Source organism: Aulosira sp. FACHB-615 (assembly GCF_014698045.1).
Lineage (GTDB): Bacteria > Cyanobacteriota > Cyanobacteriia > Cyanobacteriales > Nostocaceae > Nostoc_B.
On the sequence record NZ_JACJSE010000019.1, the window covers coordinates 15,619 to 41,547 of the forward strand.

Annotated in this window: 25 protein-coding genes; 8 read left to right on the forward strand and 17 right to left on the reverse strand. The window is 40.7% G+C overall.

The annotated features are described in order from the left end of the window. Positions 1 to 14: 14 nt before the first annotated feature. From hisG to H6G77_RS23965, 5 genes are all read left to right on the forward strand, one after another. On the forward strand, positions 15 to 659 hold the full coding sequence (hisG, locus tag H6G77_RS23945) for an ATP phosphoribosyltransferase (protein ID WP_190594939.1): 645 nt from the start codon (positions 15 to 17) through the stop codon (positions 657 to 659). Between the two features lie 266 nt (positions 660 to 925). Continuing rightward, positions 926 to 3,289 (forward strand): GAF domain-containing protein, encoded by a 2,364-nt coding sequence (locus H6G77_RS23950; RefSeq protein ID WP_190872913.1) that lies wholly within the window; start codon positions 926 to 928, stop codon positions 3,287 to 3,289. A gap of 17 nt (positions 3,290 to 3,306) precedes the next feature. Then, a complete protein-coding gene (locus H6G77_RS23955; protein ID WP_190592833.1) occupies positions 3,307 to 3,732 on the forward strand; it encodes a response regulator in 426 nt (141 codons plus the stop codon). 5 nt (positions 3,733 to 3,737) lie between these two features. Beyond that, positions 3,738 to 6,005, forward strand: coding sequence for a response regulator (locus tag H6G77_RS23960; protein WP_190872914.1), 2,268 nt, complete (start codon positions 3,738 to 3,740; stop codon positions 6,003 to 6,005). 278 nt (positions 6,006 to 6,283) lie between these two features. Beyond that, positions 6,284 to 7,252 carry a glycosyltransferase family A protein gene (locus H6G77_RS23965; RefSeq protein ID WP_190872915.1) on the forward strand — a complete coding sequence of 323 codons (969 nt, stop codon included), beginning with the start codon at positions 6,284 to 6,286 and terminating at the stop codon, positions 7,250 to 7,252. A 201-nt stretch (positions 7,253 to 7,453) separates the two neighbouring features. On the opposite strand, the gene H6G77_RS23970 is transcribed toward H6G77_RS23965, so the two are convergent. Beyond that, positions 7,454 to 8,458 carry an aspartate carbamoyltransferase catalytic subunit gene (locus tag H6G77_RS23970; protein ID WP_190872916.1) on the reverse strand — a complete coding sequence of 335 codons (1,005 nt, stop codon included), beginning with the start codon at positions 8,456 to 8,458 and terminating at the stop codon, positions 7,454 to 7,456. A 440-nt stretch (positions 8,459 to 8,898) separates the two neighbouring features. After that, positions 8,899 to 9,852, reverse strand: a complete 954-nt coding sequence (locus H6G77_RS23975; protein WP_190592823.1) for a stage II sporulation protein M — start codon at positions 9,850 to 9,852, stop codon at positions 8,899 to 8,901. Between the two features lie 276 nt (positions 9,853 to 10,128). Here H6G77_RS23975 and H6G77_RS23980 point away from each other — a divergent pair, with 276 nt between their 5' ends. Continuing rightward, positions 10,129 to 10,983, forward strand: a complete 855-nt coding sequence (locus H6G77_RS23980; protein ID WP_190872917.1) for a DUF975 domain-containing protein — start codon at positions 10,129 to 10,131, stop codon at positions 10,981 to 10,983. Between the two features lie 16 nt (positions 10,984 to 10,999). Beyond that, positions 11,000 to 11,782, forward strand: a complete 783-nt coding sequence (locus H6G77_RS23985) for an RDD family protein (protein WP_190872918.1) — start codon at positions 11,000 to 11,002, stop codon at positions 11,780 to 11,782. A gap of 115 nt (positions 11,783 to 11,897) precedes the next feature. Here H6G77_RS23985 and H6G77_RS23990 read toward each other — a convergent pair whose 3' ends face one another. From H6G77_RS23990 to mfd, 14 genes are all read right to left on the reverse strand, one after another. Next, positions 11,898 to 12,245 (reverse strand): DUF5615 family PIN-like protein, encoded by a 348-nt coding sequence (locus tag H6G77_RS23990; protein WP_190872919.1) that lies wholly within the window; start codon positions 12,243 to 12,245, stop codon positions 11,898 to 11,900. Beyond that, a complete protein-coding gene (locus tag H6G77_RS23995) occupies positions 12,235 to 12,618 on the reverse strand; it encodes a hypothetical protein (protein ID WP_190872920.1) in 384 nt (127 codons plus the stop codon). The genes H6G77_RS23990 and H6G77_RS23995 overlap by 11 nt, the downstream gene beginning before the upstream one ends. Positions 12,619 to 12,748: 130 nt before the next feature. Continuing rightward, positions 12,749 to 13,168, reverse strand: coding sequence for a type II toxin-antitoxin system VapC family toxin (locus H6G77_RS24000; protein ID WP_190872921.1), 420 nt, complete (start codon positions 13,166 to 13,168; stop codon positions 12,749 to 12,751). Then, positions 13,169 to 13,768, reverse strand: coding sequence for a hypothetical protein (locus H6G77_RS24005; protein WP_190872970.1), 600 nt, complete (start codon positions 13,766 to 13,768; stop codon positions 13,169 to 13,171). 119 nt (positions 13,769 to 13,887) lie between these two features. Next, on the reverse strand, positions 13,888 to 14,877 hold the full coding sequence (locus tag H6G77_RS24010) for a hypothetical protein (protein ID WP_190872922.1): 990 nt from the start codon (positions 14,875 to 14,877) through the stop codon (positions 13,888 to 13,890). 54 nt (positions 14,878 to 14,931) lie between these two features. After that, positions 14,932 to 15,540, reverse strand: a complete 609-nt coding sequence (locus H6G77_RS24015; RefSeq protein WP_190872923.1) for a hypothetical protein — start codon at positions 15,538 to 15,540, stop codon at positions 14,932 to 14,934. Between the two features lie 229 nt (positions 15,541 to 15,769). After that, positions 15,770 to 16,045: a VapC toxin family PIN domain ribonuclease gene (locus tag H6G77_RS24020; protein WP_242049292.1), complete on the reverse strand. Its 276-nt coding sequence runs from the start codon at positions 16,043 to 16,045 to the stop codon at positions 15,770 to 15,772. Between the two features lie 9 nt (positions 16,046 to 16,054). Then, on the reverse strand, positions 16,055 to 16,315 hold the full coding sequence (locus H6G77_RS24025; protein WP_190872924.1) for a hypothetical protein: 261 nt from the start codon (positions 16,313 to 16,315) through the stop codon (positions 16,055 to 16,057). Between the two features lie 9 nt (positions 16,316 to 16,324). Further along, positions 16,325 to 16,888, reverse strand: a complete 564-nt coding sequence (locus tag H6G77_RS24030; RefSeq protein WP_190872925.1) for a Uma2 family endonuclease — start codon at positions 16,886 to 16,888, stop codon at positions 16,325 to 16,327. A 13-nt stretch (positions 16,889 to 16,901) separates the two neighbouring features. Further along, complete coding sequence (locus tag H6G77_RS35850; RefSeq protein WP_190592818.1) at positions 16,902 to 17,123, reverse strand: type II toxin-antitoxin system HicA family toxin; 222 nt, start codon at positions 17,121 to 17,123, stop codon at positions 16,902 to 16,904. Further along, positions 17,120 to 17,338, reverse strand: a complete 219-nt coding sequence (locus tag H6G77_RS24040) for a type II toxin-antitoxin system HicB family antitoxin (RefSeq protein WP_199331624.1) — start codon at positions 17,336 to 17,338, stop codon at positions 17,120 to 17,122. Before H6G77_RS24040 ends, H6G77_RS35850 begins: the two co-directional genes overlap by 4 nt. A gap of 266 nt (positions 17,339 to 17,604) precedes the next feature. Continuing rightward, positions 17,605 to 18,027 carry a hypothetical protein gene (locus H6G77_RS24045; protein WP_190872926.1) on the reverse strand — a complete coding sequence of 141 codons (423 nt, stop codon included), beginning with the start codon at positions 18,025 to 18,027 and terminating at the stop codon, positions 17,605 to 17,607. Beyond that, positions 18,014 to 18,850: an endonuclease/exonuclease/phosphatase family protein gene (locus H6G77_RS24050; protein ID WP_190872927.1), complete on the reverse strand. Its 837-nt coding sequence runs from the start codon at positions 18,848 to 18,850 to the stop codon at positions 18,014 to 18,016. Before H6G77_RS24050 ends, H6G77_RS24045 begins: the two co-directional genes overlap by 14 nt. 129 nt (positions 18,851 to 18,979) lie before the next feature. Then, the gene (gene mfd / locus H6G77_RS24055) at positions 18,980 to 22,528 is read right to left on the reverse strand and encodes a transcription-repair coupling factor (protein WP_190872928.1); all 3,549 of its coding nucleotides are present in this window, start codon (positions 22,526 to 22,528) and stop codon (positions 18,980 to 18,982) included. Between the two features lie 350 nt (positions 22,529 to 22,878). Here mfd and H6G77_RS24060 point away from each other — a divergent pair, with 350 nt between their 5' ends. Beyond that, a complete protein-coding gene (locus H6G77_RS24060; RefSeq protein WP_190592814.1) occupies positions 22,879 to 24,204 on the forward strand; it encodes a hemolysin family protein in 1,326 nt (441 codons plus the stop codon). A 237-nt stretch (positions 24,205 to 24,441) separates the two neighbouring features. Here H6G77_RS24060 and H6G77_RS24065 read toward each other — a convergent pair whose 3' ends face one another. Then, positions 24,442 to 25,623, reverse strand: a complete 1,182-nt coding sequence (locus H6G77_RS24065) for an aldo/keto reductase (RefSeq protein WP_190872929.1) — start codon at positions 25,621 to 25,623, stop codon at positions 24,442 to 24,444. Positions 25,624 to 25,929: the final 306 nt, after the last annotated feature.

Genomic DNA, 25,929 nt, shown 5'->3' on the forward strand with positions numbered 1-25,929 from the left:
TATCAAGAAAAAGAATGTTGACTGTCGCACTACCGAAAGGGGAACTACTAAAAAATAGCATCCGCCTGTTGCAATCTGTAGGATTAGATTTTAGTGCTTTTTTAGATTCTGGAAATCGCCAACTTCAGATTCTTGATGCGAGTGGACAAGCTAAGGGTTTGTTGGTACGCGCACAGGATGTACCTGTCTATGTAGAATATGGTCAGGCACAATTGGGAATTGTTGGTTATGATGTGTTGCGAGAAAAACAGCCACAGGTAGCTCATTTAGTTGATTTACAATTTGGCTATTGTCGCATGTCAGTGGCAGTTAAAGCATCCAGTCCTTACAAATCACCTTTAGATTTTCCGCCCCACAGCCGCATTGCTTCTAAGTATGTCAATTGTGCTAGGGAATATTTTCAAAGTTTAGATTTACCTGTGGAAATCGTACCGTTGTCTGGTTCTGTGGAACTTGGCCCAATTACAGGAATGTCAGAAGCGATTGTGGATTTGGTTTCTACGGGGCGGACTTTGCGCGAAAATGGCTTAATTGAATTAGAGACTTTGTATCACAGCACAGCGCGGTTAATTGGACACCCGTTAAGTTATCGAATTAATACAGGTAATATGTGCGAGTTGAGTGCTAAGTTGCGCGAGGCGGTTTTGGTGAATGTATAGGGTGTAAGGGTGTAAGGGTGTAAGGGTTTTGAACAAATACATACACCCCTATACCCTCTCACCCTTAAACCCAATCTCTACAGACAATCTTTGTGCGTTAGTCTTGATTCAAGTTTATGGCGATCGCTTAACTTCAAATCTAAAAAAACTCCTCTGAAAACTCAAAGCTAGTTAAATTATTAACTAAAGTAAAAAAATATTAATTAAAAATCAAATTTTTCCCGACTTTTAATCAAACCTTTTTTTAAGTTTTTTCCCAAAAATTAATGCAACCTGAATCTTATCATCAAGAACAGGCGAGGCTAGAAGCTTTACGCCGATATCAGATTTTAGATACTGAACCAGAACCAGCCTACGATCATCTTGCTCAGTTAGCAGCTTTTATTTGTGGTACTTCCATTGCTTTGGTTAATTTCATTGATGAAAATCGTCAGTGGTTTAAAGCAAAACTTGGTATAGATGTGGCAGAAATGCCCCGGAATGTTGGTTTATCGTATCTTTGCTTAGAACGCCAGGATATTGTAGTTATTAATGATACCTTGCAAAACGAGCAATATGCAGCCAATCCGGTAGTGACGGGTTATCCATATATCCGGTTTTATGCTGGCGTTCCTTTAGTTTCTCCTGACGGGCAAATATTAGGAACACTTTGTGCAATTGACCCAAAACCAAGGGAATTGAATCAAAAACAAATAGAGGCACTATCAGCTTTAGGTCGTCAGGTAATTAGTCAATTAGAACTCAGGCGGCATTTAGTCGAAAAACAGCAAACTGAAGAGTTTTTGCGTGAAAGTGACCAAAGATTGAAGTTAGCATTACAGGCGGCTAAACTGGGTTCTTGGCAACTTGACTTGAAAACAAGGGAATTAGCTGCTTCTAGTCAGTGCTATGTCAACTTTGGTTTACCGCCAGAAGTTGAGTTTACTTATAGTAAGCTGTTGGAATGTATTCATCCTGACGATCGCTCTGATATGCAAGAGCGTGTCAGACAAGCTATAGAAAATCATAGCGATTACGAGGCAGAATATCGCTGCATTTGGCCAGATAACAGTATTCATTGGATATTAGCCAGAGGTACTGTTATTTATGATGGGGATAATCAACCTATGCGGATGATTGGTGTCACCTTAGATGTGACTGACCGCAAGCAAGCCGAAGAAGAACTCAAAAAACAGAACTTGCGATCGCAATTATTCGCCGAAATAACCCTCAAAATCCGAGAATCTCTACAATTAGAAGAAATTCTGCAAACCACAGTTCAAGAAGTCCAAAAACTTTTGCAAGCTGACCGGGTGTTGATTTTTCGGCTGTGGGCAGATGGTTCAGGTACAGTAGTACAAGAATCTGTCTTACCAGGTTGGCCTGTGGTGTTAGGACAAAATATTCTTGACCCATGTTTCCAAGAAAGATATGTAGAAAAATATCGTCAAGGACGCATCAGCGCAATTTTTGATATTGCAACGGCTGATATTCAAGACTGTCACCGAGAATTTTTGCAGCAGTTTGGTGTCAAAGCTAACCTCGTAGTCCCAATTCTCATCCGCGATGGGATTTGGGGCTTATTAATTGCCCATCAGTGCGCCTACCCCCGCCACTGGAACAACTTTGAAACAGAATTATTACTCCAGTTAGCTAACCAAATTGGTATCGCTTTATCTCAAGCGCAGCTTTTAGAACAAGAAATTCGCCATGTTCAAGAGTTAGCCCGTTCTAATTCAGAATTGGAACAGTTTGCTTATGTAGCTTCCCATGACTTGCAAGAACCGTTGCGAATGGTGACAAGTTACTTGCAGCTACTAGAACGGAAATATAGCAGCCAACTTGATGCCACTGCCGATCAGTTTATCAACTATGCCGTGGATGGGGCGCGGCGAATGCAAAATCTGATCAATGACTTGTTGAATTATTCACGGGTAACAACACGCGGACAACCTTTTGTAGAAGTTGATTGTGGAGAAATTGTAGAGCAGGCGATCGCTAACCTAAAATTTGCTATAGAAGATAGTGGCGCAGAAATTACCTACGACCATCTCCCCACAATTACCGCCGATCCCATACAACTCACACAAGTCTTTCAAAACCTCATTGCCAACGCCATCAAATTCCGCCGAAACATCCCACCACGCATTCATATTGGTGCATTTCGAGCAGATGAAGGGGATGGGGGGCTAGGGGGACAAGGGGGACAAGGGAGACAAGAGGGACAAGGGGGACAAGGGGGACAAGGGAGACAAGGTAGACAAGGTAGACAAGGTGGACAAGGTGGACAAGGTGGAAACGTAGACAAAAATATTTCTTCTCCCCCCTCACCCCTCCCCACTCCCCACTCCCCACTCCCCACTCCCCACTCCCCACTCCCCACTCCCCACTCCCCACTCCCCACTCCCCAAGAATGGTTATTCTCCGTGAGTGATAATGGAATTGGTTTAGAGACACAGTATGCTGAACGTATTTTTGTAATCTTTCAGCGTTTACATGGTAGAAGTAAGTATCCGGGTACTGGTATTGGTTTGGCAATTTGTAAGAAAATCATAGAACGTCATAGCGGACGTATCTGGGTTGAGTCAGAACCGGGCCAAGGCTCGAACTTCTATTTCACAATTCCAGATCAAGCAGGTCAACCATCGTGAATCATCCACAATCAATTATGCCAATTGAGGTTTTGTTAGTTGAAGATAATCCTGGTGATGCGGAACTGACACGCATTGCCTTACAAGATAGCAAAATCTCAATTAACCTCAATGTTGTGGAAGATGGTGTAGAGGCGATGGCGTTTTTACGTAGGCAAGACAACTATGCCCGAAAACCTCATCCTGATATTGTATTGTTAGATTTAAATTTACCGCGCAAAGATGGACGGGAGGTACTGGCAGAAATTAAATCTGACGATAAACTTAAACGTATTCCTGTCGTTGTCCTGACTACTTCCCAATCGGAAGAAGATATTCTTAAAGCCTATAATTTAGCGGCTAATTGTTATATCACCAAGCCGGTAGATTTTGATCAATTCGTTAAAATTGTACAATCCATAGAAAATTTCTGGTTTGCGATCGTAAAACTGCCGCCGGAGTAATCGAAATGGCAGGAGAATTAATAAAAGTCTTATTAGTTGAAGATAACCCTGGCGATGTTTTTCTTTTACAGGAGTTATTAAAAGAAGTCAAGACAGCACAGGTAGATTTGCGTCCGGTTGAGGAATTGTCGGCAGCACTCAACTTATTAGCGCAAGATAGTTTTGATGTGATGTTACTAGACCTTTCTCTACCTGATAGTCAAGGGATTAGCACTTTTTTAAGGGCAACTCGTCAAGCAAGAACTACACCAATTATTGTGCTAACAGGTTTAGATGATGAAACTTTAGCACTCCGCGCTATGCAAGAAGGAGCGCAAGATTATTTAATCAAGGGGCAAGTAACTGGTGATTTGCTTGTGCGTTCCATGCGTTATGCGATTGAGCGTCAACGGATTGAAGATGCACTGCGCCAGAGCGAGGAACGGTTTCGCGTAGCATTGAAAAATTCGCCGATTTTTGTATTTAATCAAGATAGAGAGTTACGTTACACCTGGGTTTATAATTCAATTTCTGGCTGGACAAATGAAGATATGCTGGGTAAGCATGACTCAGAACTGCTCCCAGATGCAGATGCTCAAAATTTAACTACCATTAAACAAGGTGTCCTGACCACAGGAATAGGCACAAGAGCCGAAGTATTGCTGACTACGCCCCAAGGGATTCGCTATTATGATTTGACTGTTGAGCCATTACGCAATGAGTCGCAAGATATTGTGGGGATAACTTGCGCCAGTATCGATATCAGTGAAAACAAACAAACCGAAGCAAAAATCCGCGAACAAGCAGCATTATTAGACATCACCACAGATGCAATTTTTGTGCGCGATTTAGAGAATAAAATTTTGTTTTGGAACAAAGGTGCGGAAAAACTTTATGGCTGGCAAGCATCAGAAGCTTGGGGAAAAAATGTTAGTGAGTTATTATTTGATGAATCTTACCCGGAATTTGAAGCAGCTTGGTTAAACGTCGTCAGTAAAGGTAAGTGGCAAGGTGAATTAACTAAAAGAACGAAAGCACGTAAAGAGGTATTAGTAGCGAGTCGTTGGAGTTTGGTGTGCGATCGCCAAGGTAGACCCCAATCAATTTTAACAGTAGATACGGATATTACCGAAAAAAAACGCCTAGAATCACAACTGTTTCGCGCCCAACGCATGGAAAGTATCGGCACTTTAGCTAGTGGCATTGCCCACGACCTCAACAATATCCTCACACCAATTTTAGCGGGAGCGCAATTATTACCACTGAAGTTCCCCGATGCTGATGAACGAACCCAGCATTTATTAGAGATTTTAGAAATTAATGCCAAACGTGGTGCAGACTTAGTTAAACAAGTATTATCGTTTGCGCGGGGTGTAGAAGGACAACGCATCAATTTACAACCTCGACACTTAATTGTCGAAGTTGCCAAGATTTTGAAAGAAACCCTACCCAAATCGATTGATGTACGCCTTGACTTATCACCAGAGTTATGGTTAGTTTCAGGAGATAGTACCCAACTCCATCAAGTGTTAATGAATCTCTGCGTCAACGCCCGTGATGCGATGCCTGATGGTGGTACTTTAACAATCACTGCGGCAAACTTGTTAATTGATGAAAATTACGCCCGGATGAATTTAGATGCCAAAATCGGCCCCTACACAGTGATGAGTGTCTGTGATACTGGGATTGGCATTCCAGAGGAAATTTTAGATCGAATTTTTGAGCCATTTTTCACGACTAAACCTGTAGGACAAGGCACAGGTTTAGGACTTTCTACCGTTTTGGGAATTGTGAAAAGTCACGGCGGTTTTGTGAGTGTAGAAAGCCAAATCGGGAACGGAACTTGCTTTCGGGTTTATTTGCCGAGTGTGGGTGAACAGGAAATTTTTAGCCAAGACGAAATCACACTGCAAGTTGGTCATGGAGAATTGATTCTGATTGTAGATGATGAACCCTCAATTCAAGAAATTACCAGAACATCCCTAGAAACTCATCATTATGAAACTTTAATTGCCAGTGATGGCATTGAAGCGATCGCTCAATACGCCAAAAATGCCAATAAAATTAGTGTCGTGCTGATGGATATTATGTTGCCTTCATTAGATGGGGTTACAGCCATCCGTACCTTACAAAAAATTAACCCCCAAGTCAAAATTATTGCCACCAGTGGACTCATACCAAAAGAGAAACTAGGGGAAATTACGAAAATGGGTGTCAAGAAATTCTTGGCTAAACCCTACACTGTAAATGAATTGCTACTCAGTTTACAAGAGATTCTCAACGAAGATGGTTAATCGTCAAGCGCCTTTGCGTGAGACAAAAATTATCCACTTAATCAGCAAGCCCTAATTAACACAGCTAAAGGCAGATAAATTTGTACTTCAGCAGACTAGTAAACTTTGTATTGATACATATTTATTTTTTATAAGTATCTACAATTATTGTAACTTGTAATATCATATCCGGCAAATCAGTTATGATTAAACATGGCTTTATTGAAAAGTGATATTAGTAAATAAAGCTAATTTTAATTGAGCTTTTTTACAGGTACAAATATCAAGAATATAATAATATGAACAACAAACAATTCTTGACTATTGTTACAGCTACACGCGGCAATTATTCAGATTATTGGTTAAATCAGCTATTACAAGTAAAAGGTGAAGTTAAATTCATTTTAGTTTATCCACCTGATTTAAATATTAAGGAAATAGATGATGCTAGGGTGAAGGTTTTAATCAGTCCTTACAAAGGGGAAGTCATCCAAAGATTCATAGGTTTAATTAATGCCGAAAGTGATTATGTGATGGCATTAGACGATGATGATTTTGTACATCCTGATATTGTAGAATTATCCACACAGTACTTTCAAAAATTTCCTGAAAGTTGGGTTTTAAGACTAAAAATTGAAAATATTAATCATTCTGATAAATCACGTATTCAACAAGACTGGGAATCTCTTCCAAATTTGGAGGAATTGGAAATTGATAAAAAAACAGCAGAAAACCCATTTCCATTTAAACAGGGAAACTACAAAGGTTTACTAGAAGTACCAATTGCTCCTTTATGTAAAGCCTTTGATTTTCGCTATGTAATTTTTCCTTGGAGAAAAAGAACTGATCAAAACGGCATTCATTTTGAAAATTTTAATAATAAAATTTGGCAAACGCAACGAGTTAAAGCAGCACTGAATGAATTATCACAAGCCATGCAAGTTTCCAGTGCGTTAAAGTGGATACCTATGTGGAGTCTGGATAGATTGCTAGGCTTGTTTATCCAAGCCAAGTTTTATCAAAAAGATACGATAATTGGTCATGCTATGCCTAAGCCAGAACAAATTAGATTTATTGTTCGGGATAGTTATTTAAAGGAAACTAGATTATATTTAATGGCAGAAATTTTGCTAGTTAAGTGTTATCCTCAGTATGGCTATTTATGGAATCTAATTGTTTGGCAAATTGCTACACTACCAAGAATCTTAGCTAGGGGATTTTTAAATAATCAGATGTCGAAGTGTCGAAACCAGTCAATCTCTAATTAGGTTTAATTCTGTCTTTCTACTTAAACAAAGTGGCTCTTCAGGAACTTTTATGGAACAGAATAATAAATAAAACCTAAATAGAGCCTGTATTTATTTTGCTGTAAATGGGTTTTAAGTTTTTGAGCCTTTCTATGAAACTGTAATTTTAATGCTCAACCATAAAAACAACCGAAGAACCAACAAAGTTTCCTAAATTAACAATTAAGTCTTCCCACTACCAATCAAATACAACAACGCCATTCTGACAGCCACACCACTAGTAACTTGCGATTGAATCAAGCTAAATTCTGGGTCATCCATTAAATCAGAACTAATTTCTACACCACGGTTTACAGGGCCTGGGTGCAGAACTTTCACATCAGGTTTGCACAGTTGCAATTTTTGTCGGGTAATGCCAAATAACTGATGATATTCCCGCAAACTAGGAAGTAAATGTGCTGTCATCCGTTCTTTTTGCAATCGCAGAGTCATCACAAAATCTGCGTCTTGCAAGGCTGGTTCTAATTGCCAATGTAAAAATAGTTGACCATTGAGTGTATCTTTTCTCCCACTATATATATACTCAGCAAATAATTTTGGTAACAAAGTCGGCGGTGCAGCTAAATGTACTTGTGCGCCACTGGCAATTAAACTCCAAATATTCGATCGCGCTACACGAGAATGTAAGATATCCCCAACGATCGCAATTTTTTTCCCCGCCAACATTTCGATATTGGGATGATCTCGGTCAAATAAAGTGCAAATCGTAAATAAATCCAGCAATGCTTGGGAAGGATGTTCATGTTGACCATCCCCAGCATTGAGTATACTAACTCGCACACCCAACCGATCCATTTCTTGAGCGATCGCATCTGGGACACCTGCTTCCTTATGACGGATGACCATAATATCAGTCCCCATCGCCAAATAAGTCTTAGCTGTATCGAGGATTGTCTCACCTTTGGTCATCGAAGAAGTGGAAGCCGCAAAATTTAAGGTATCTGCACTTAAACGTTTTGCTGCTAGTTCAAAACTGCTGCGTGTACGGGTAGAAGGTTCAAAAAATAAATTTGCCACCACCTGTCCTTGCAAAGTTGGTACTTTCTTTGTCCGCCGTGATAGGACTTCTTGAAAACTTGCAGCCGTTTGCAAAACAGTATTGTATTCAGCAGTAGTAAAGTCAGCTAAAGAAATGACGTGATGACGATTCCAGGTGGTAGTAGGCATAAATACGTGCGTTGTGGTGTCAAGATGCAATCAATTGCTTCTCTACCAAATATTTACTTTTAGTATGCAGAGGTAATAATAGCACTTGCTTTCAACATCGAGACTAATATCGAATGGAACTCAGACTATAGAAGTCAGAATTGATCACGACTTGATGACTCATAGTCAGGACTGACGCATCGCTCTAGATAGTGGAAAGACTAAAAAGTAACCCTTCTCCTGTCCGAGACGCTGGACTCAGGGTAAAAAAGTCAAAAGGAAAAAGAAAAAATGTTGTACCATAGAAATCATATTTGATTTTTGAAAAAAATCAGTACACCCAGATCAGGCTTCTTTCCTACTCCCGACTCCCCATTCCCTATTCCCTACCTACACAAATAAATTCAGAAATCAAACCGGATTCCTATAGTTCTACTAAGAAGGACTAGAGATAAAATTGACTAACCACGTTTGCGGTTACAATACAACACTAAAAATACAAATAATCCTAGTCCCGCAAGATATTTAATTGGGTCTGGGACATTGGGATTAGGCGAAAAAAAGCCTTCTATTGTACCAGCAATAATTAACATAGGTACAATCCCAAAAACTAATTGTGCCGCTTGAAAACTATAGAACTTTAACGCATCACCACGGCGATATTTACCAGGAAATAAAATTGCTCTAGCTAATAATAAACCTGCACCACCCGCAAAAAATATCGCAGGTAATTCCAAAGCCCCGTGGGGAAAAACAAACGCCCAAAAAGGATAAGCTAAATTATTTTGACCGACTAAAGTACCAACAGCACCAATTAATAAACCATTAAATACCATTAAATAAGTTGTGTATAATCCCGCCGTAATTCCCCCAGCAACCGCACCAAAAGACACCGATAGATTATTAATCATGATGCTGCTGGATGCCAAAGGTTCAACTCCCACAATCGACCCCATCCATAGTTTATGCTCATCCCGTACCTGAGAAATTAAGTGTTGTGGCACTACCAACGACATAAATGTTGGGTCTTGCCAAGCATACCACCAACCAACCACTCCCCCCAGCAAAAACAAACCTGTAGCCAAAGCAATATAAGGAAATGTCTGCTGTACAACTAACGGTAAACCCCAACGGTAAAATTCCAGCGCCGCCCGCCATTCTTGTCGCCGCGAACCTTGGTAGATTTGGGTGTAACCGCGAGTTGTTAAAATTTGCAAACTTTGGATTAAAGTCTGACCAATTTGTTGTGTACGGGCGCGGGCTAAATCTGCCGCCACGGAACGATATAAACTGGCTAATTCCCTAATTTCCCCAGCGCGTGCTGATTTCAGTCCTTTTTTTTCTACTTGCTTTAATAAAGCATCCAAACGCTGCCAATTTGGTTCTCTGCGGGTAATCCATCGTTGAATATTCATAGAGTCGGGGAGTAAGGAGTAGCTTGGTAGAAGGGGGACAAGGAAGACAAGGGAGACACGGAAGACACAAGAAAAAACTATAAATTACATCTTCATCAAGAAATGATATGAGCAATTAGGATTCATTTTCTAAAATTTATTCCCTAACGCAGCCTAAAACCTCAATTATGTCTACATTTGTTAATTACGAATTACAAATTACGAATTACGAATTGCTATAACCTACCTTAAGATAGCCACAAATTCACAACTGTACTTTCAAGGAAATTTGGCATCATGTCGGGAAATATTGGTTCTCCAAGTCCTATACAACCACTCAGTGTGGGAAATGTTGTCAGTGCAGGTATAAGGCTATATCGCTCTCATTTGAAGGATTATTTTTTATTGGCATTAAAAGCTTATGTCTGGATATTGGTACCTATATATGGCTGGGGAAAATGTTACGCCCTGATTGCGCTAATTTCGCGCTTGGCTTTTGGCGAACTAGTTAATCAACCAGAAAGCATCTCATCAGGCGAACGCTTTGTCAATTCTAGAATGTGGCAATTTTTACTGATGACGCTGTTAATGGGTTTTTTAGGCTTAGGTATTGTGTTGGGAATGGCTATTGTATTTGGGCTGTTTGGTTTTTTGTCAGCAGTCTTAATTGGGGGATCTGGTCAACAAGGAAATCTTGCCGGTGTGATTTTATTGGTTGCGATCGCCATTATCGCAGGCATTGGAATTTTTCTGGGAGTTTTTTGGTTTTTAACTCGATTTTTCTTGGTTGATGTGCCTTTAGCTATTGAGGAAAATATTGACGCGACATCATCTATTAGTCGTAGCTGGGAGTTAACCGAAGGTTATGTGTGGCGGATTGTATTAATTTCCTTTATTACTTTTTTAATTACCATCCCAATTCAAATTCTCGTGCAGATTATTACTAGTATTCTTCAGGTGGCTTTTTTTGCAATTAGTGGAGAAGATTCTGGATTGTTTGCGCTGCTTTATTTTGTCTTAGTTCTGGCTTTAAGTTTTACTAGTGGTGCGGCAATTGTACCATTGTGGCAAGCAATTAAAGCCGTGGTTTATTATGACCTCCGTAGCCGCCGGGAAGGGTTAGGCTTACAGTTACGCGATCGCGAAATCTAAAGTAAAAATATTATTTATGCACTTTTTTAACCGCGTTAAATTCCGCACCCCCGAAAGCGTCGAACTAGAATTTACCCTTGCTGGGATAGGAAACCGTGCTTGGGCTTTGGTAATTGACTATCTGGCATTAGCTGTAATTATCTTAGTGTGCATCTATGCCTGGATTTATGTATCTGGTCAGTTAGCTGATATTTTGGAACAACAAGAGGCTATTGGTTCACAAGTAGGACTTTGGCTAGTTGCCATTACCTTTTTACTTCTCTTCGGAATTTACGTTGGTTATTTTGTATTTTTTGAAACCTTATGGCAAGGGCAAACCCCAGGAAAACGCTTTGCCAAAATTCGGGTCGTGCGAGATGATGGTAGACCTGTTGGGTTAGCACAGACAACTTTACGCGCCTTACTCCGACCTTTAGACGAATTTTTCTTTCTGGGTGCTTTTTTTATTATGTTTAGCAGCCGTGAAAAACGCCTGGGTGATTGGGTCGCTGGTACAATTGTGATTGAATCTGAAATAGCCACACAATCGGCAACTTTCACAATCTCAGAACAAGCAAAATCACTCTATACAGAATTGCTAGATATTGCTGATTTATCGCAATTATTACCAGATGATTTTGCCGTAATTCGAGAATACTTGCAGCGACGTGGCGCAATGGCAACTAAATCAAGAGTAGCACTTGCTTCTAAGTTAACTCAACAAGTCGCAGCCATTGTTAACTTAGATAACTTGCCAGCAGTTGCGCCTGATATTTTTTTAGAAGCTGTTTATTTAGCTTATCAACACAAAGAATTTTAGTCTTATTTATTGGTATTTAACTCTTGGGTTTTGCCTGCATTGCATGAAATTTTGCGATCGCCTCAGAGTAAGCTTTTCGTTGGAGAGATGAACTAGTGATTGCAGAGGTTGAGAGTCAATAATTCCATTGATTAAGAACCACGAATTGATTATTAAGTATGTATTCTGCTGCTTCCAAATTTGCGATCGCCTTTACGATTAACTGATAGCTCATGTTTTTGGTAGCATCAGAATTTTGATAAACCGCTAAAATCCCTGAATGTACTGGGCTGGCTTGATGCAATTCCTGGAAGTCATCACAGTTGCGTGTAAGTAGCACTCGCTGATTTTGCCTAGCGTAGTCTAGTACAACTGAATCGGGACGATTCATTAAACCTGCTGTATTAACTGTGACCACATCATAACCTGCTGCTTGTAGAAGATTGACCAAATATTTTGCCTGTGAATCCTCATCAAGCAGCATTCGTAGACTCAAGTGGGACTCCTTTTGCTTCTAAGCGATGACGTTCTTCGTCGGATTCTAACTTCAGTAGTTCTTGATGACTCTCACAATAACTAATCGCTTCATAAATAGCAGATATCGGTAAATCCCAATTTTCTGCTGCTTCCTCTGGCGACATCTGATTTACCATCATGTCTTGCCAAACAGTTGAGGCAAGTAATTTACGCCCTTTAATATAAAGTTGTTTCCGCCAACTGTGAGGACGTGCAACTAGATATTGCCAGTTATCCATCTGAGGCGTGTCTTGTAGCGATTGAATTACAGCACTGATGAGAGCAAGGCGATCGCTCACAGAAAGTTTACAGGCTTGCTCCTTAAGCTCTTGCAAAGACATACGAAAACACTCTAACAGAGGTTGGATCTCAATTTTAGTACATCTGATTATTGGGTTTGTTGGTGTAAAAACCAACTAGGGAAAAGGCGATCGCACAACATTCCTAAAACTGAGACAGCAGCCTGTACGTTTATGTCCAGTCTTCTATGCTTAATCCTGCTATTTGTCCAAAATCAGCAGAATTTCGACTCAATAGAATAGCTTGATTTACTAGAGCTATAGCAGCGATTTTTAAATCCATCGTGCCAAGTCGAGGGTAAGCTTTTTTGAGCCGTTGAAATTCTTGGGCTGCTGGTTGATCAAATTCTATGATGGGGATAACACAGTAATTGGCTAGTTGCTTTTTTAACTCCTTGTAGGCTAAAACTTGTCCTTCAACAGTTTGAGCCTTTGCCACATAACTCAACCAACCTCGCATTTGCTCCTCATAGCTAATGATTGTGGCTACAACTTGATTAGGATTTACGTTTGCCAATTGCATGAGCAGAGTTTGTGCCTGTACTCCTCCGCGATCTAAAACACTGAGATGATCTGTATCGAGAATATACATCTAAATATCGTGTGATTCTGGTAAATTTGAGTGCAGAGATTCACGATATTCTCGCCCTAGCTGCATAGCTTGATCATAAGCTGAGTTATCAGCAAATGTTCCTGCAATTTTCTGCCACCAAATGTTTGTTGTAGACGATGATAAATCGTTAGGCTTCCATCCAGTTTTTTGATGTATGAAAGATTGCATTCCGAGGCATGAAATCAGCTTTAAAGCTTGTTTAGCCTTGGCTTGACTTTCTTTGTTTACCTGTTTTGAGTATGAAGCATAGTACTCAATTATGGCTATACAAAAACTATCTGACAAAATATTTCTGTTTTCATAATCAAAGTAACCTAGAATATTCGGATAGTTACCTGCAAATAACTTTAAGCATTTTGGCAGAGAATTGTTTAGCGGATCAGCCTGCTGCACTCTTTTGATCCAACTTGCTATTTTTTTGTCATGTACTCCTAAAAACTTAGCTAAACCAGATTGAGACATCCCGGATTGACCTGTCGCTATAACTGTAAAGTACTCTACACCATCAGGATCAACATGATACAGTAGTTCTAGTGAGAGACCATCTCTGCTGCTAAATTGGGCTGCAAATTGAGTCATGGGAAATATTCCTGTATTTATTTCAATATGTTTGATTGAATCTCAATTCAAATTTTCAAGTTAAAGAAGAATAAACATTGGCCAATTACAGAATAGAGATCGTACTAGTTGTTTAGTTGTTATAAAAGTTGAGGTTTTATTTCTAGCTCATCTGTTAAAAAAGATAGTTGAACAGATGCTGCTAACTTTTTCTGTTTTGTTAACCTTCTAAATCTTTGATCGGCTTTGTACACATTCTCAATTATTTCTATTGGTTGTGGTGTGTGTTTAGGAAGTAAAAGCTTAAAAGCAATACCAACAGCTTCTACTGGGTGTTTATCTTCATAACGAATTTGGTTAGCAGCTAATCGCGTGAGGGCTGAATAATCCATCAAAGGACGCGTATCATAGTGATCTCGAAGGGATACACTCCGTGATAATTTGTTTTTTTGTCTGATTTCTCTAGCTTTTAAACCTTGCAGAAGCTCGTTCATCGCATCGTGAGTATCACAAAAAAGCTTCGGACATAAACAATGATGCTTTTCACCGTATTCTTTAATAGCTGATTGTAGTTCTGGATAATCATCAAGCCGTAGAATTTTTCTGATACTGAAACGTACTCTGTGAGCTTCAAATTCTAGTTCAAAGTTATCTTCTACTGAGGACGAAGAGTGATAGCTAGACTGCCATCCAGTTTTTTTGTGAATAAAAAGTCGCATCCCCAGATGCTTGATTAAATCTAAAGTTTGTTTAGCTTTTATTTGGCTTTCTTTGTTGACTTGCTTTGAGTATGAGGCATAATACTCAATCATTGCTGCACAAAAGCCATCTGCAAGAATATCCCGTCCTTCGGGGTCAGAATATCCTGAAAGGGTTAGGTTGTAGCCAGCAAATGGTTTTAGACATTCTGGCAGAGAATTGTGTGAAGGATTAGATTTGCGAACTAAATTTACCCATCTCCATATAGCCTTTCCTCTTACGCCTATAAACCGAGCTAATCCAGCGTGAGACATTCCAGATTGCCCTGTGCTTTTGACAGTGAAGTACTCTGCACCATCAGGATCGATATGGCGTAGTAAGTCGTTTGAACGACTATCTCTGCCACCAAGCTGTGCTGCAAGTTGAGGCATAAAAATTCTTCTCCTTATTTGTTTAATACTGATTTATGAGAAACCTACTCAACCTTAACTATTTGTTCGGCTTCCATTGGTTGATAAATATGCAGTAACTAGATTTTCATCTTGTAAATTTTTACTTTGGATAGAAGCGAAAGAACCACGTCCTATTTGTTTCCATCTACCTTCTTTAGCTCCTCTACGCAATTCAGTAGATAAAGAATTTCTCGCACGTACATACTCTTCATTGTTTTCTGTCAGAAATATCTCTCGCGCAATCTCATCCGCAGTCAGAGCCTGATTCTGGCTGTTCAAGAGTATGTCAGCTACCTCTGCTAAAGTTTTGTTAGCAAACTCCGCACGTAGCATTTCTTTGGGAGAACGCTTGTTATCATCTCGAACTCCATTGTGAAAATCACTAGCCAGTTTAGGATTGCTTGTTTGAATTTGCTTAGACTCTTGGTTAGGACTTTGGTTATAGTTATAGACTATGAACGTATTTTGACTAAGAGCATCAGCGTTAGCCTTCTCATGTATGTCTAACATTAACTTAAAATATTCAATGTCAGCTTTTAGCTGCGATACAAGTTCTTCAACTTCGGTTAGAGTAGACATTTTCTCTTGTATCTGCTGTTGTATCCACTTAATGTGTTGTTGACGGGCAGTATCATAACTCATTAGCTTGCCCCTAAACAAATGTACTGGTTAACAACAAGCATAACAAACAAAAAACAAAAAATCCAGACAAAACAAATATTTGTTACAGCAAATTTGTTAAGTCTAACTTTGAGCGACTTAGCTGTTAACGTGTATATGGTTTTGCTACCATCAGACCAGGAATAACACGATAATGTTTGACATTGAACGTACAAAGCGTTGCTCCTCGTCCAACAGCACAAGCAGCAATTCAAGCATCTAACAATCCTAAACTGTCTGACAAATGGTAGGTAGCGAAATCTAACAAGGCGCGGTTTAAATCAGCTTCAGTTGGCCAGACTATGGGTAACGGTGCAACCAGTTTTAGGGTATTACGCAACTTTTGTTTGTTTTGAGCATCCTGGATTAATTCCATTACCACAAACCCAGGTACACTAGGTAATTCTGCTAAATTGGCAAACCAAGTTATTGCAGGAGTATGACCCCGTTGAATATCAATTAAAATGTCCGTATCTAGCAAATACATCAACTTAACCTAAGTTCGTTCACGGGTCTCAGCATCATGGCGTAATTGACGAGCGTAGGCTTGACTATCTGTAATATCAGGTCTTGAATTGATCACACCTTCACTCTGCCAATAAGCAACAAGTTCTGCGCCTGTCTTTGGTGGATTTACTAAAACTTGCCGGACAGTCAGAACACGAAGAATATATTCAGAAAGAGTCAAATTAAGTTGAGAAGCTTCATTACAAAGCTCTTTTTCTAGGTCTAGTGGTAAATCAAGATTAATATTCATGTTCACTTTCTACTCTAATAGCCAACCGAACAAATCACCTACAGTAAGCTGTAACTCACTCGCAAAAGATGGTACAGGAAGTAACTGCTCTGCTTGATCAAATAACTCTGGTGGCTGATTTGAGAAATAAACAAATACTACTTTTTCACTTGGGTCAATCAACCAACCCATTTGAGTTCCATGCTTCAAAGCGTGCAATATTTTAGCAATCACCTTACTTTGGCTTTGCTCAGGAGAAAGGATTTCAATTATCCAATCGGGTGCTAATGCAAAAACATTTGCTACACCCCCATTTTCATTTCGCGGAATTCTGTCCCAAAGAAACACAGATACATCTGGAACAATAGCACGTCCAGCAAAAATGCAGCGCAACTCTGGAAATGCACGCGCAATTTTCTGCGGCTTAGTGACTCCATTAATGGTAATAATCAGTTCACCTTGAATTGTACTGTGTTCACCTTGTGGCATGGGTTTCTGAATAATTTGAGCATCAATGTATTCACTAGCAGGTTTAGTTTCTGGTAGTTTGAGAAACTCCTCTAATGTCAAATTTTTGGATGGTGTCTGTACCATTGGAAACTCTATCCTAAAGTAATGCGATAAACTCCTCTACACTTAAATCAATATCTCGAATAATCGCCCTCAAAGTTCCTTTAGCTAACTCTTGATGATCAGGAACAACAACTTGAGCAAATGGCTCATCTCGACGCATAATAATGTGACTGCTTTCTCTTCGTTTTTGGTAGAAGCCAATTTTTTCTAGAGCTTTGACACATTCTTGTCCTGAAATGCTGGGTAGCTTACTCACACAACCACCAGAAATGTTTCAAAGTTTTCTTCTGGGATGGGTAAGCCATCTTCTTTAAGTGCAGCAACATAGCCGGCGATCGCTTCTTTAATATTTACAAGGGCTTCCTCTTTCGTTTTCCCTTGGCTGACGCAACCTTTGAGGCTGGGACACTCTACAATCCAGTAGCCATCTTCGTCCCGATACATGATTACTTGCCTGATATTTTGGCTCATGTTTACAAGCTATGTATAGTCACTTCTAAATTTTATCGTTAACCAAGAGTAAGTACTGGCAGAAAGCAGGATTATAAACTGAACTACACGCTATTTAAACAATAGCTGCTTCTGCTTAGATGTTCAGAGGCTTGCCGTAGGCATCGCACCTTGCATTCTCCCCATTGCATCAATCAAGCTTTGCAATTTTTGGTCGGCTTTCATCACAGCTAAACCGTTTACTGTGACTTCACCATAAGAATATATAAAACACCTTTATAAGCGTATTAAAAAGTATCCTCTTGTAGTTTCTCGCTTGACTGAATTTCAGTTAATAATGTTGATATAACTCTTTTAATTGGATCGGAAGACAGTATTTGACCAAGGGATACTTCAAACTCCTGTTCAGAAGAACATTGTACATCTCTAAAAGAGCCAGTTAAATCTCTGATTTCCAAAGGATAAAGTTGCAATGGGTATATTACTTCCACTACCGAGTAGGTATAGCTATTGAGTGCTGGGACTTTTATCATCAAGCGGACAGAAAAAATATCTTGGTCAAGAGATGGCCTTCTGTCCACTTCACCTATGAGCAATCCTTGTGTCATTTGTGTGAGAATAGAGGCTTGCTCTTTTAAAATCAAATATGGTGTACGCACCTCTACATTTTTTGGCAGTTCGCCCCATAAATTCTTATTATTGGGAGACATTATCAATCCTCTCATTATCAAGTTGAATAACTATTGGTAGATGATCAGAATAAGCAGTTGAAATTTTATTATTAGATGTTAATAGGCTTTTGCCATCAATATCAGAGATGATTTTTAAATTTTTTGGACTAAAAAAGTCTAATAAATCAGGTCTTAATAAAACTTGGTCAAAAGTGTTCCAAAAATAGTTGACATAACCAGAACTTGGATAGAAATACGTACCTGGAGGTTCAGGAGTTGTATCGCCCATTTTCCCCCACATAGGATTGTAAAAAAATAATCTCTCTTTTCCCTGTACGGTTCGGCTACGCTTACGGGCAATATTTTGATCCATTACCGCATGAAAACCGTCTGCTGCAACAACACCTACTTCAAAGGGATTCATATTTAAGTCACCGATAACTATAGTTCTCTCATGTCCAACTCTTACCTCAGCTTCTCTAATGACTTCAGCCATTCTTGTTGCTTGGAATTTTTGATCATCTTCTGTCATACGAAGTTTGCTAGAAAGATGAATCCCTGCTATCAGAATATCATTGCCAATAGGTGGTGATAGCCTTCTAATAGATATGTATCCTTCATCTGTTACGGGTTCTACACATTCTGGCGGATATCTAAAGTAAAATTTAATTCTTGTAGATAAAGTATTAAACAATGCTAAATAAACTCTTTGCTCGTCTGAATTTATGCTTAATAAAATTTCTACATCAGAAATATTTGATTCTGCCAATATTAAAAGGTCAACATTATATATTCTGCAAAGATTAGTAATTTCTTTGATTAATGGCTTTTTGTTTATATTCCAAAATAAGAATGTGGTCATTGCCAGAAATAGGGAGTTTTATCACCACTATTTAATTGTTGCTGCCGAATTGTGGGATGAAATTCGATTTTACAAGAAATCATCCCATGTTTATGCAACAAAATTTAAATTCCTACATAATTAGTAGTATCAAACAACAGCCGCCTCTGCGATCGCACCTTGCATTCTCCCCATTGCATCAATTAAGCTTTGCAATTGTTGGTCGGCTTTCATCACCGCTAAACCTCGGACTGTGACTTTACCAGGGGAGTAAACAAAGCGCGTTTTTAAATGTTCTGGTAAGTTGGCTGCAAGTAAATTCCATGCAGGTTCTTCCATTGGTGTTTCTAAAATTACGTGTTGTTTGTTTTCTGGTTTAATCCGGCTAAATCCTAATTTTTTGGCTATTTGTTTGAGTTCCATAACGCGCAAAAGTTGATTGGCGGGAACGGGTAAAGTACCATAGCGATCGCTCCATTCTGCTGCAATCTGCGTGAGTTCTTCTTTAGATTTCGCCGCCGCTACTGCACGGTACGCACTCATCTTTTGATCAATATCGGGAATGTAATCGGCGGGTATAAATGCGGTGAGGTTGAGGTCAATTTGCGTATCGTCAACTTGGGGTATTTCTTGACCGCGAATTTCTCGAATCGCTTCTTCTAACATTTCCATGTACAAATCAAAACCGATCGCATCCATTTGACCAGATTGTTCTGCACCCAGCAAGTTACCCACACCCCTGATTTCCATGTCGCGCATTGCCAATTGATAGCCGGAACCGAGTTGAGTAAATTCTTGTATCGCTCTTAATCTCTGCCGCGCGGCATCAGATAAGGTGCGCTGCTTGGGATAGAATAACCAAGCATGGGCTTGAATACCTGCACGACCGACACGACCGCGTAATTGGTATAGTTGCGCTAATCCAAAGCGGTGTGCGTCTTCAATTAAGATGGTGTTGACGCGGGGAATATCTAAACCTGATTCAATAATTGTTGTACATACCAAGATGTCTGCTTCACCATTACTGAAGGTGAGCATGGTTGATTCTAACTCGCTTTCGTCCATTTGCCCGTGAGCGATCGCAAATCTTCCTCCCGGTATCATCTCTCGCAATTTGGCTGTCGTCTCTTCAATTCCTTCCACTCGCGGAACTACATAAAATACCTGTCCGCCTCGGTCTAATTCTTGGCGAATTGCACTGCGGACTGTTTCGGGATTCAACGGTGAAAGATGGGTTTGAATTGGTCGGCGGGTTGGGGGTGGTGTGGTAATCAAACTCATTTCCCGAATCCCCGACAAGGACATATACAACGTACGGGGAATAGGTGTGGCGGAAAGTGTGAGTACATCAACCTGAGTTTTCAAGGATTTGATTTTCTCTTTTTGATTCACCCCAAATCTTTGTTCTTCATCCACCACCAATAAACCCAAGTCGCGGAAAGATACGCCTTTTCCTAACAGTTGGTGCGTACCCACAACGATATCTAACTCGCCTGTCGCTAATCGTTTTTGAATATTACGACGTTCTTCAGCAGTGCGGAAGCGGTTGAGTAAGCCGACATTCACAGGGTAGGGGGCAAAGCGTTCTTTCAAGGTGTGGTAGTGTTGCTGGGTAAGAATGGTAGTTGGTGCGAGGAGTGCGACTTGTTTACCAGAAGTCACGGCTTTGAAAATGGCGCGGATTGCGACTTCCGTTTTACCAAAACCAACGTCACCACATACTAACCGATCCATTGGCCGATCGCTTTCCATGTCGCGTTTGACATCTTGGACGGCTTTTAGCTGGTCTGTTGTCGGTTGGTAAGGGAAAGAATCTTCCATTTCCTCTTGCCAAGGCATATCGTGAGGATAGGCGTAACCTTGTTGTTGCGATCGCGCTGCATATAATTTCAGCAAATCTACCGCTAATTTCTTGATGGCTTTACGGACGCGATTCTTGGTATTGTCCCAAGCCTTCCCAGTCATTTTGTGCAGTTCTGGGGCTTTATCGCCTGTGGCGCGGAACCTTGACAAAGAACCAACTTGGTCAGCCGCCACCCGCAACAAACCATCAGCGTATTGTACGACGATGTAATCACGGGTTTCGTCGTTAATCGTCAAACTTTCCAGCTTGACAAACTTACCTATCCCGTGGCTTCTGTGAACTACATAATCTCCCGGACGTAATTTATTCGGGTCAACTTGCTTGGAAGCCGCCTTCCGACGTTTGCGGATATATCCTGGCGTGGCGAGGGAATGCTGACCGTAAAATTCCCGGTCTGTGACCACGACTAAACGGAAAGTTGGCAGAATAAATCCTTCCAGTTCCGCCAAACCAGAGTATTTTAAGGCGACTGGGGTATGGTTGATTTGTAGCTTTTCAATGGCTTGGTAGTCGCGCGGGTTGGGGATAAATTGCGCCGGACAGTCGTGTTCTTGTAATAGAGAGACAGAACGGGAAGGTTGGGCAGAAATTAGCCAAATTGAGAAATTGCGATCGCGTTCTTGGCGTAATGTTTCCGCCAGCTTGCCAAACTGATGGGGTGTCACAGGTACAGAACGGCTGGCTAAATTAATCCCGTTGTTTTCCTCGGCGATTTCCGATAAATAAACAGTGGGAAATTGGGTAAGTTCAGTTAGACAATCATCAAATGACCGATGAATTTTCGGCAATTGCAGAGAACCCAAATCTAATTCCCCAGTCCCCAGCGACCATTGTTCCTCAGCATTTTCCACCCAGCGATCGCTATGGGCGTGACACTGTTCTGGTTCGTCAATGGCAATTAAAGTATTTTCAGGCAGATAATCTAAAACCGATGCTGGTTTATCAAAAGCCAACCCCAAAAACCGCCTGCTACCTTCTAAAACTCCCGATTCTTCCGTTGTAAGTTCCGATTCATTTTTCAACTCAGCACTTAGCACTTGGAACTCAGCACTATCTTTAAGTGCGTCCAAAATTATGGGAGTGAAACTAGTCGGTGTCAGCACAACCTGAGCTATTTTGTCAAGGGCGGAACGCTGGGTTGACGGGTCAAATTCTCTGATTTGCTCAATTTCGTCGCCAAACCATTCCAAGCGCACTGGCAATTCTGAAGAAACCGGGAAAACATCGACAATATCACCGCGCCGACTCCATTGACCTTCTGTTTCTACTAAAGGTACTCGCTCGTAACCCAAGGTAGTAATTTTGGTACTGAAAGTATTCAGGTCAAATTCCATGCCTTTAGTCAAGGTCAGGCTTAGAGGTGTAAAAGCCTCTGGCGGCGGCAAATGCGGCTGTAACGCCCCTGTAGTAGCAACCACCGCTATCGTCTTATTTTGACCATTAACTGATGACTGTTGACTGTTAACTGATAACTGTTGACTGATAACTGATGACTGACCCTTCACCAAATCCGCCAAAACCTGCATTTGTCCCCAGGTCATTTCCGTTTCGGGGTCAAAAGGCTCGTAAGGTGAGGCTTCGGAAGTTGGATAAAAATGTACTGTTGACCAGCCCATCGCCTCTAATTGAGCGTAGGCGCGTCCGGCTTCTTCTAGGGTCGCACAGACGACAAATAAATTCCTTCCTGAATTTTGTGCTAATGCCGATGCTACCAAGCCCTTGGGTAGACGGGGAATACCATTTAAGCGTAAATCTTGTTGACGATTGAGCTTAGAAAGTAGTTCTGTGGTGAGTGGCGATCGCGCCAAGGCACGCACAATCGAAGAAAATGCCATAAGTTCTACTAGAGGTGGAAGTCTTCAGTGATAAGAAAATCTATAGGTAGTTTATGTTCACTATTTTAAATGGGTTGACACTCCACTCATTACTTCTATGGAAGAATGAGGAAGTATGAAATATGAAGTATAAAGTATGAAGTATATGCCTATAGTCAGAGAATTTAGACATTTTCCAAGGTTAAATTCTGCGATTAGTAGTACTTTAACCTTCTACCTCCGAGTCTAGATTTTATTCTGGAGTCTTTTGCCTTTTTTGGTAAAAGCACACATCTCAGAACTTGAATAACGTTTAATACTAGATACTAGGGGTTAAGCATAGTTCGCTCCCTATTGCGGCAAATCCAAACATGTCCTCCATCACTTCTGAAATTTTAATCATTTTGGTACTAATTATTGCCAACGGGATCTTCTCGATGTCGGAGATGGCTGTTGTCTCAGCGCGGAAGGTCAGGCTTCAGCAGCTTGCTAATCAAGGAGATGCTAACGCCAGAGCAGCATTGAAACTAGCAGAATCTCCCAATAATTTCTTATCTACCGTTCAAGTCGGAATTTCCCTCATCGGTATTCTGACTGGTGCTTTTGGGGGAGCGACAATTGCTAACCGCTTGGCAGTATATGTAAAACTGATCCCCTTGTTAGCTCCTTACAGCGAACCAGTATCTTTTGGGATAGTCGTTTTAATTATTACGTATTTATCTTTGATCATCGGGGAATTAGTGCCGAAGCGTTTGGCATTAAATAACCCAGAAAGAATAGCAGCGTTTGTGGCGATCCCAATGCGGGCTTTAGCAGCGATCGCTTCCCCAGCAGTGCATTTATTGAGTGCTTCTACAGAATTGGTGTTGCGAATTTTAGGAATCACCCCTTCAGAAGAACCGCAGGTAACTGAAGAAGAAATTAAAATCTTGATTGAACAAGGTACAGAAGCGGGAACCTTTGAAGAAGCAGAACAAGATATGGTAGAACGGGTGTTTCGTTTAGGCGATCGCCCTGTCAGTTCTTTTATGACACCCCGCCCTGATATCATCTGGCTAGACTTAGAAGACACCGCCGAAGAAAACCGCCAGAAAATGACTGAAAATGGTTATTCCCGGTATCCAGTTTGTCAGGGAGGGCTTGATAATGTCCTGGGGATCATCCCTGTCACCGATTTACTCGCTCGCAGTTTTCGGAATGAAGCTTTAGATTTGACAGTGGGTTTGCGTCAACCTGTATTTGTCCCCGAAAGCACCCGTGGCTTGAAAGTGTTGGAATTATTCAAGCAAACTATCACCCACATGGCCATTGTGGTGGATGAATACGGCGTAATTCAAGGATTAGTCACCCTTAACGACATTATGAGCGAAATTGTCGGTGATGTTCCCGCCGATCTCGACGAAGACGAACCCCAATATGTACAGAGAGAAGATGGTTCTTGGCTGTTGGACGGTATGTTACCCGTAGAAAAGTTTTTTGAACTATTCGAGATGGAAGAATGGGATGACGAACGCGGTAGCTATCAAACCTTGGGGGGCTTTGTCATCACCCATTTAGGCCGCATCCCCTCCGCCGCCGATCATTTTGAATGGGAAGGAATGCGGGTTGAGGTGATGGATATGGACGGTAATCGGGTAGATAAAGTGTTAGTTGTGCCAATGATTGATAAAGCAGAGGCGAAGAAAGAATCTGAGTAGAGGTTAGTGGCTAGAGGTGACAGGTTACAGGTTAAGTTGTTGCATTAGTCCCTAGCCTCTACTCCCCACTCCTCACAAGTATAGGTTTTTAACAGAGTGATGAGTAGCGACTCTAAAAATCACGATTTAATCAGAGTTCCACCCCCTTACACCCCTACACCCTAAATCAAGGTTTTTGGGGCATAACGTAAAAAACCTACACCAGTCAGCCACTCCCTACTCCCTACTCCCTAGTATTTACGATTGAGACAATCGCTTCACTTCTTCTCCACCCAACATTTCATGGGCTTTTGCCAAAATTTGGGGAATTTTCTGAGCTTGGGGACTCAGGACAAGACATTGGCGTAAATCTACTTCGTTGAGTTTATCTGCTTTGTTCCCAGGAAACCAATGACTAGCATTACCCATGAGGTTGTAACGGGTTTTGGCATAGTCTACCAAGTCGTAGGCATTGGCTAAATTCCATAACAATAAAATCATTGGGATATTGATACCGCCGGGAGTGTGTTCCCAGGTTGGTAAGTTAAGATGCCAATTTTTTACCCAATCTTCGCCGAGAGTGGCGATCGCTTCTTCTTCTAGTCTCGCTAAAATTGGCGGTAAAATTTCGGAAGATTCATCTAATAACGCTAATGTCTTCAGGTGTTCATCAAAATCTTGGGGTTTGGCTGCACCGATACTCAAGGTATGCACCTGAGAATGACTCAAACAAAATAAATCATTAAACACCATCGGACTCAACGGCGCACAAAGATTCACTAATTTTTTTGGTGGGTTATATAACTTCCCTCCTTTATCCGAAGGACTAATAATAAACACACCCATATCCAGGCGAGTAGCAGCTAAAATAGCAGGCCAATTCCATTGATTAATGTAGTACCAATGCAGATTTACATAATCAAATTGATTGGTATTAATTGCCTGCACAATTAAATCTGTAGCACCGTGGGTAGAAAAGCCAATAAATCTGACTTTGCCTTCAGCTTGTAATTGTCTGGCTACATCCAAACAACCGCCAGGACGGACGCTATATTCTAGTAATTCCGCATCATTAATACCATGCAAACTAAATAAGTCTACATAATCTAACTGAAGATACTTGAGTGATTGTTCAAATGTTTTGCGGAATTCTTTGGCATCAGCAACGGGTGAAACTTTGGTTTGGACAATTAATTGTTCGCGCGGAAACTTGGGCAGAATTTTACCCAATTGCATTTCTGAGCTACCATAACCACGAGCAGTTTCAATGTGATTAATACCGAGTTCGATGGCTCTATGAATTGTGGCTTCAAGATTTTTCTGGTTATCTGAAGGAATATCTGACCAAGAAACATCTTGCCATTTGAACTGATATCTCATGCCGCCGCAAGAAAAAACCGGCATCTGTAATTCTGTGCGTCCAAATCTTCTGTATAGCATTAGTGGATTGTGAATTTTTGGTATCAAGTCTCAGTTAAGCGATCGCTCTATCTATTTTTAAGTCCTGACACTGGTAATATCCATCGAGCCATAAAATGAGTCAGGTGTTTGGTTGTCAGATAGCGAGTTTTTTCAGTCCCACAAGACTAATTACCACATCCTACCCACTACTAGCAAGTGATTTTCAATTAAAAACATTCCATTATTTAGGGACAAGGGGGACAAAGGGGATAGTACTCTGCTTAGGTAAACAAATTAGATAATTTATTTTTTGGATTAATATATGCAAGAAATTAGACCAACATA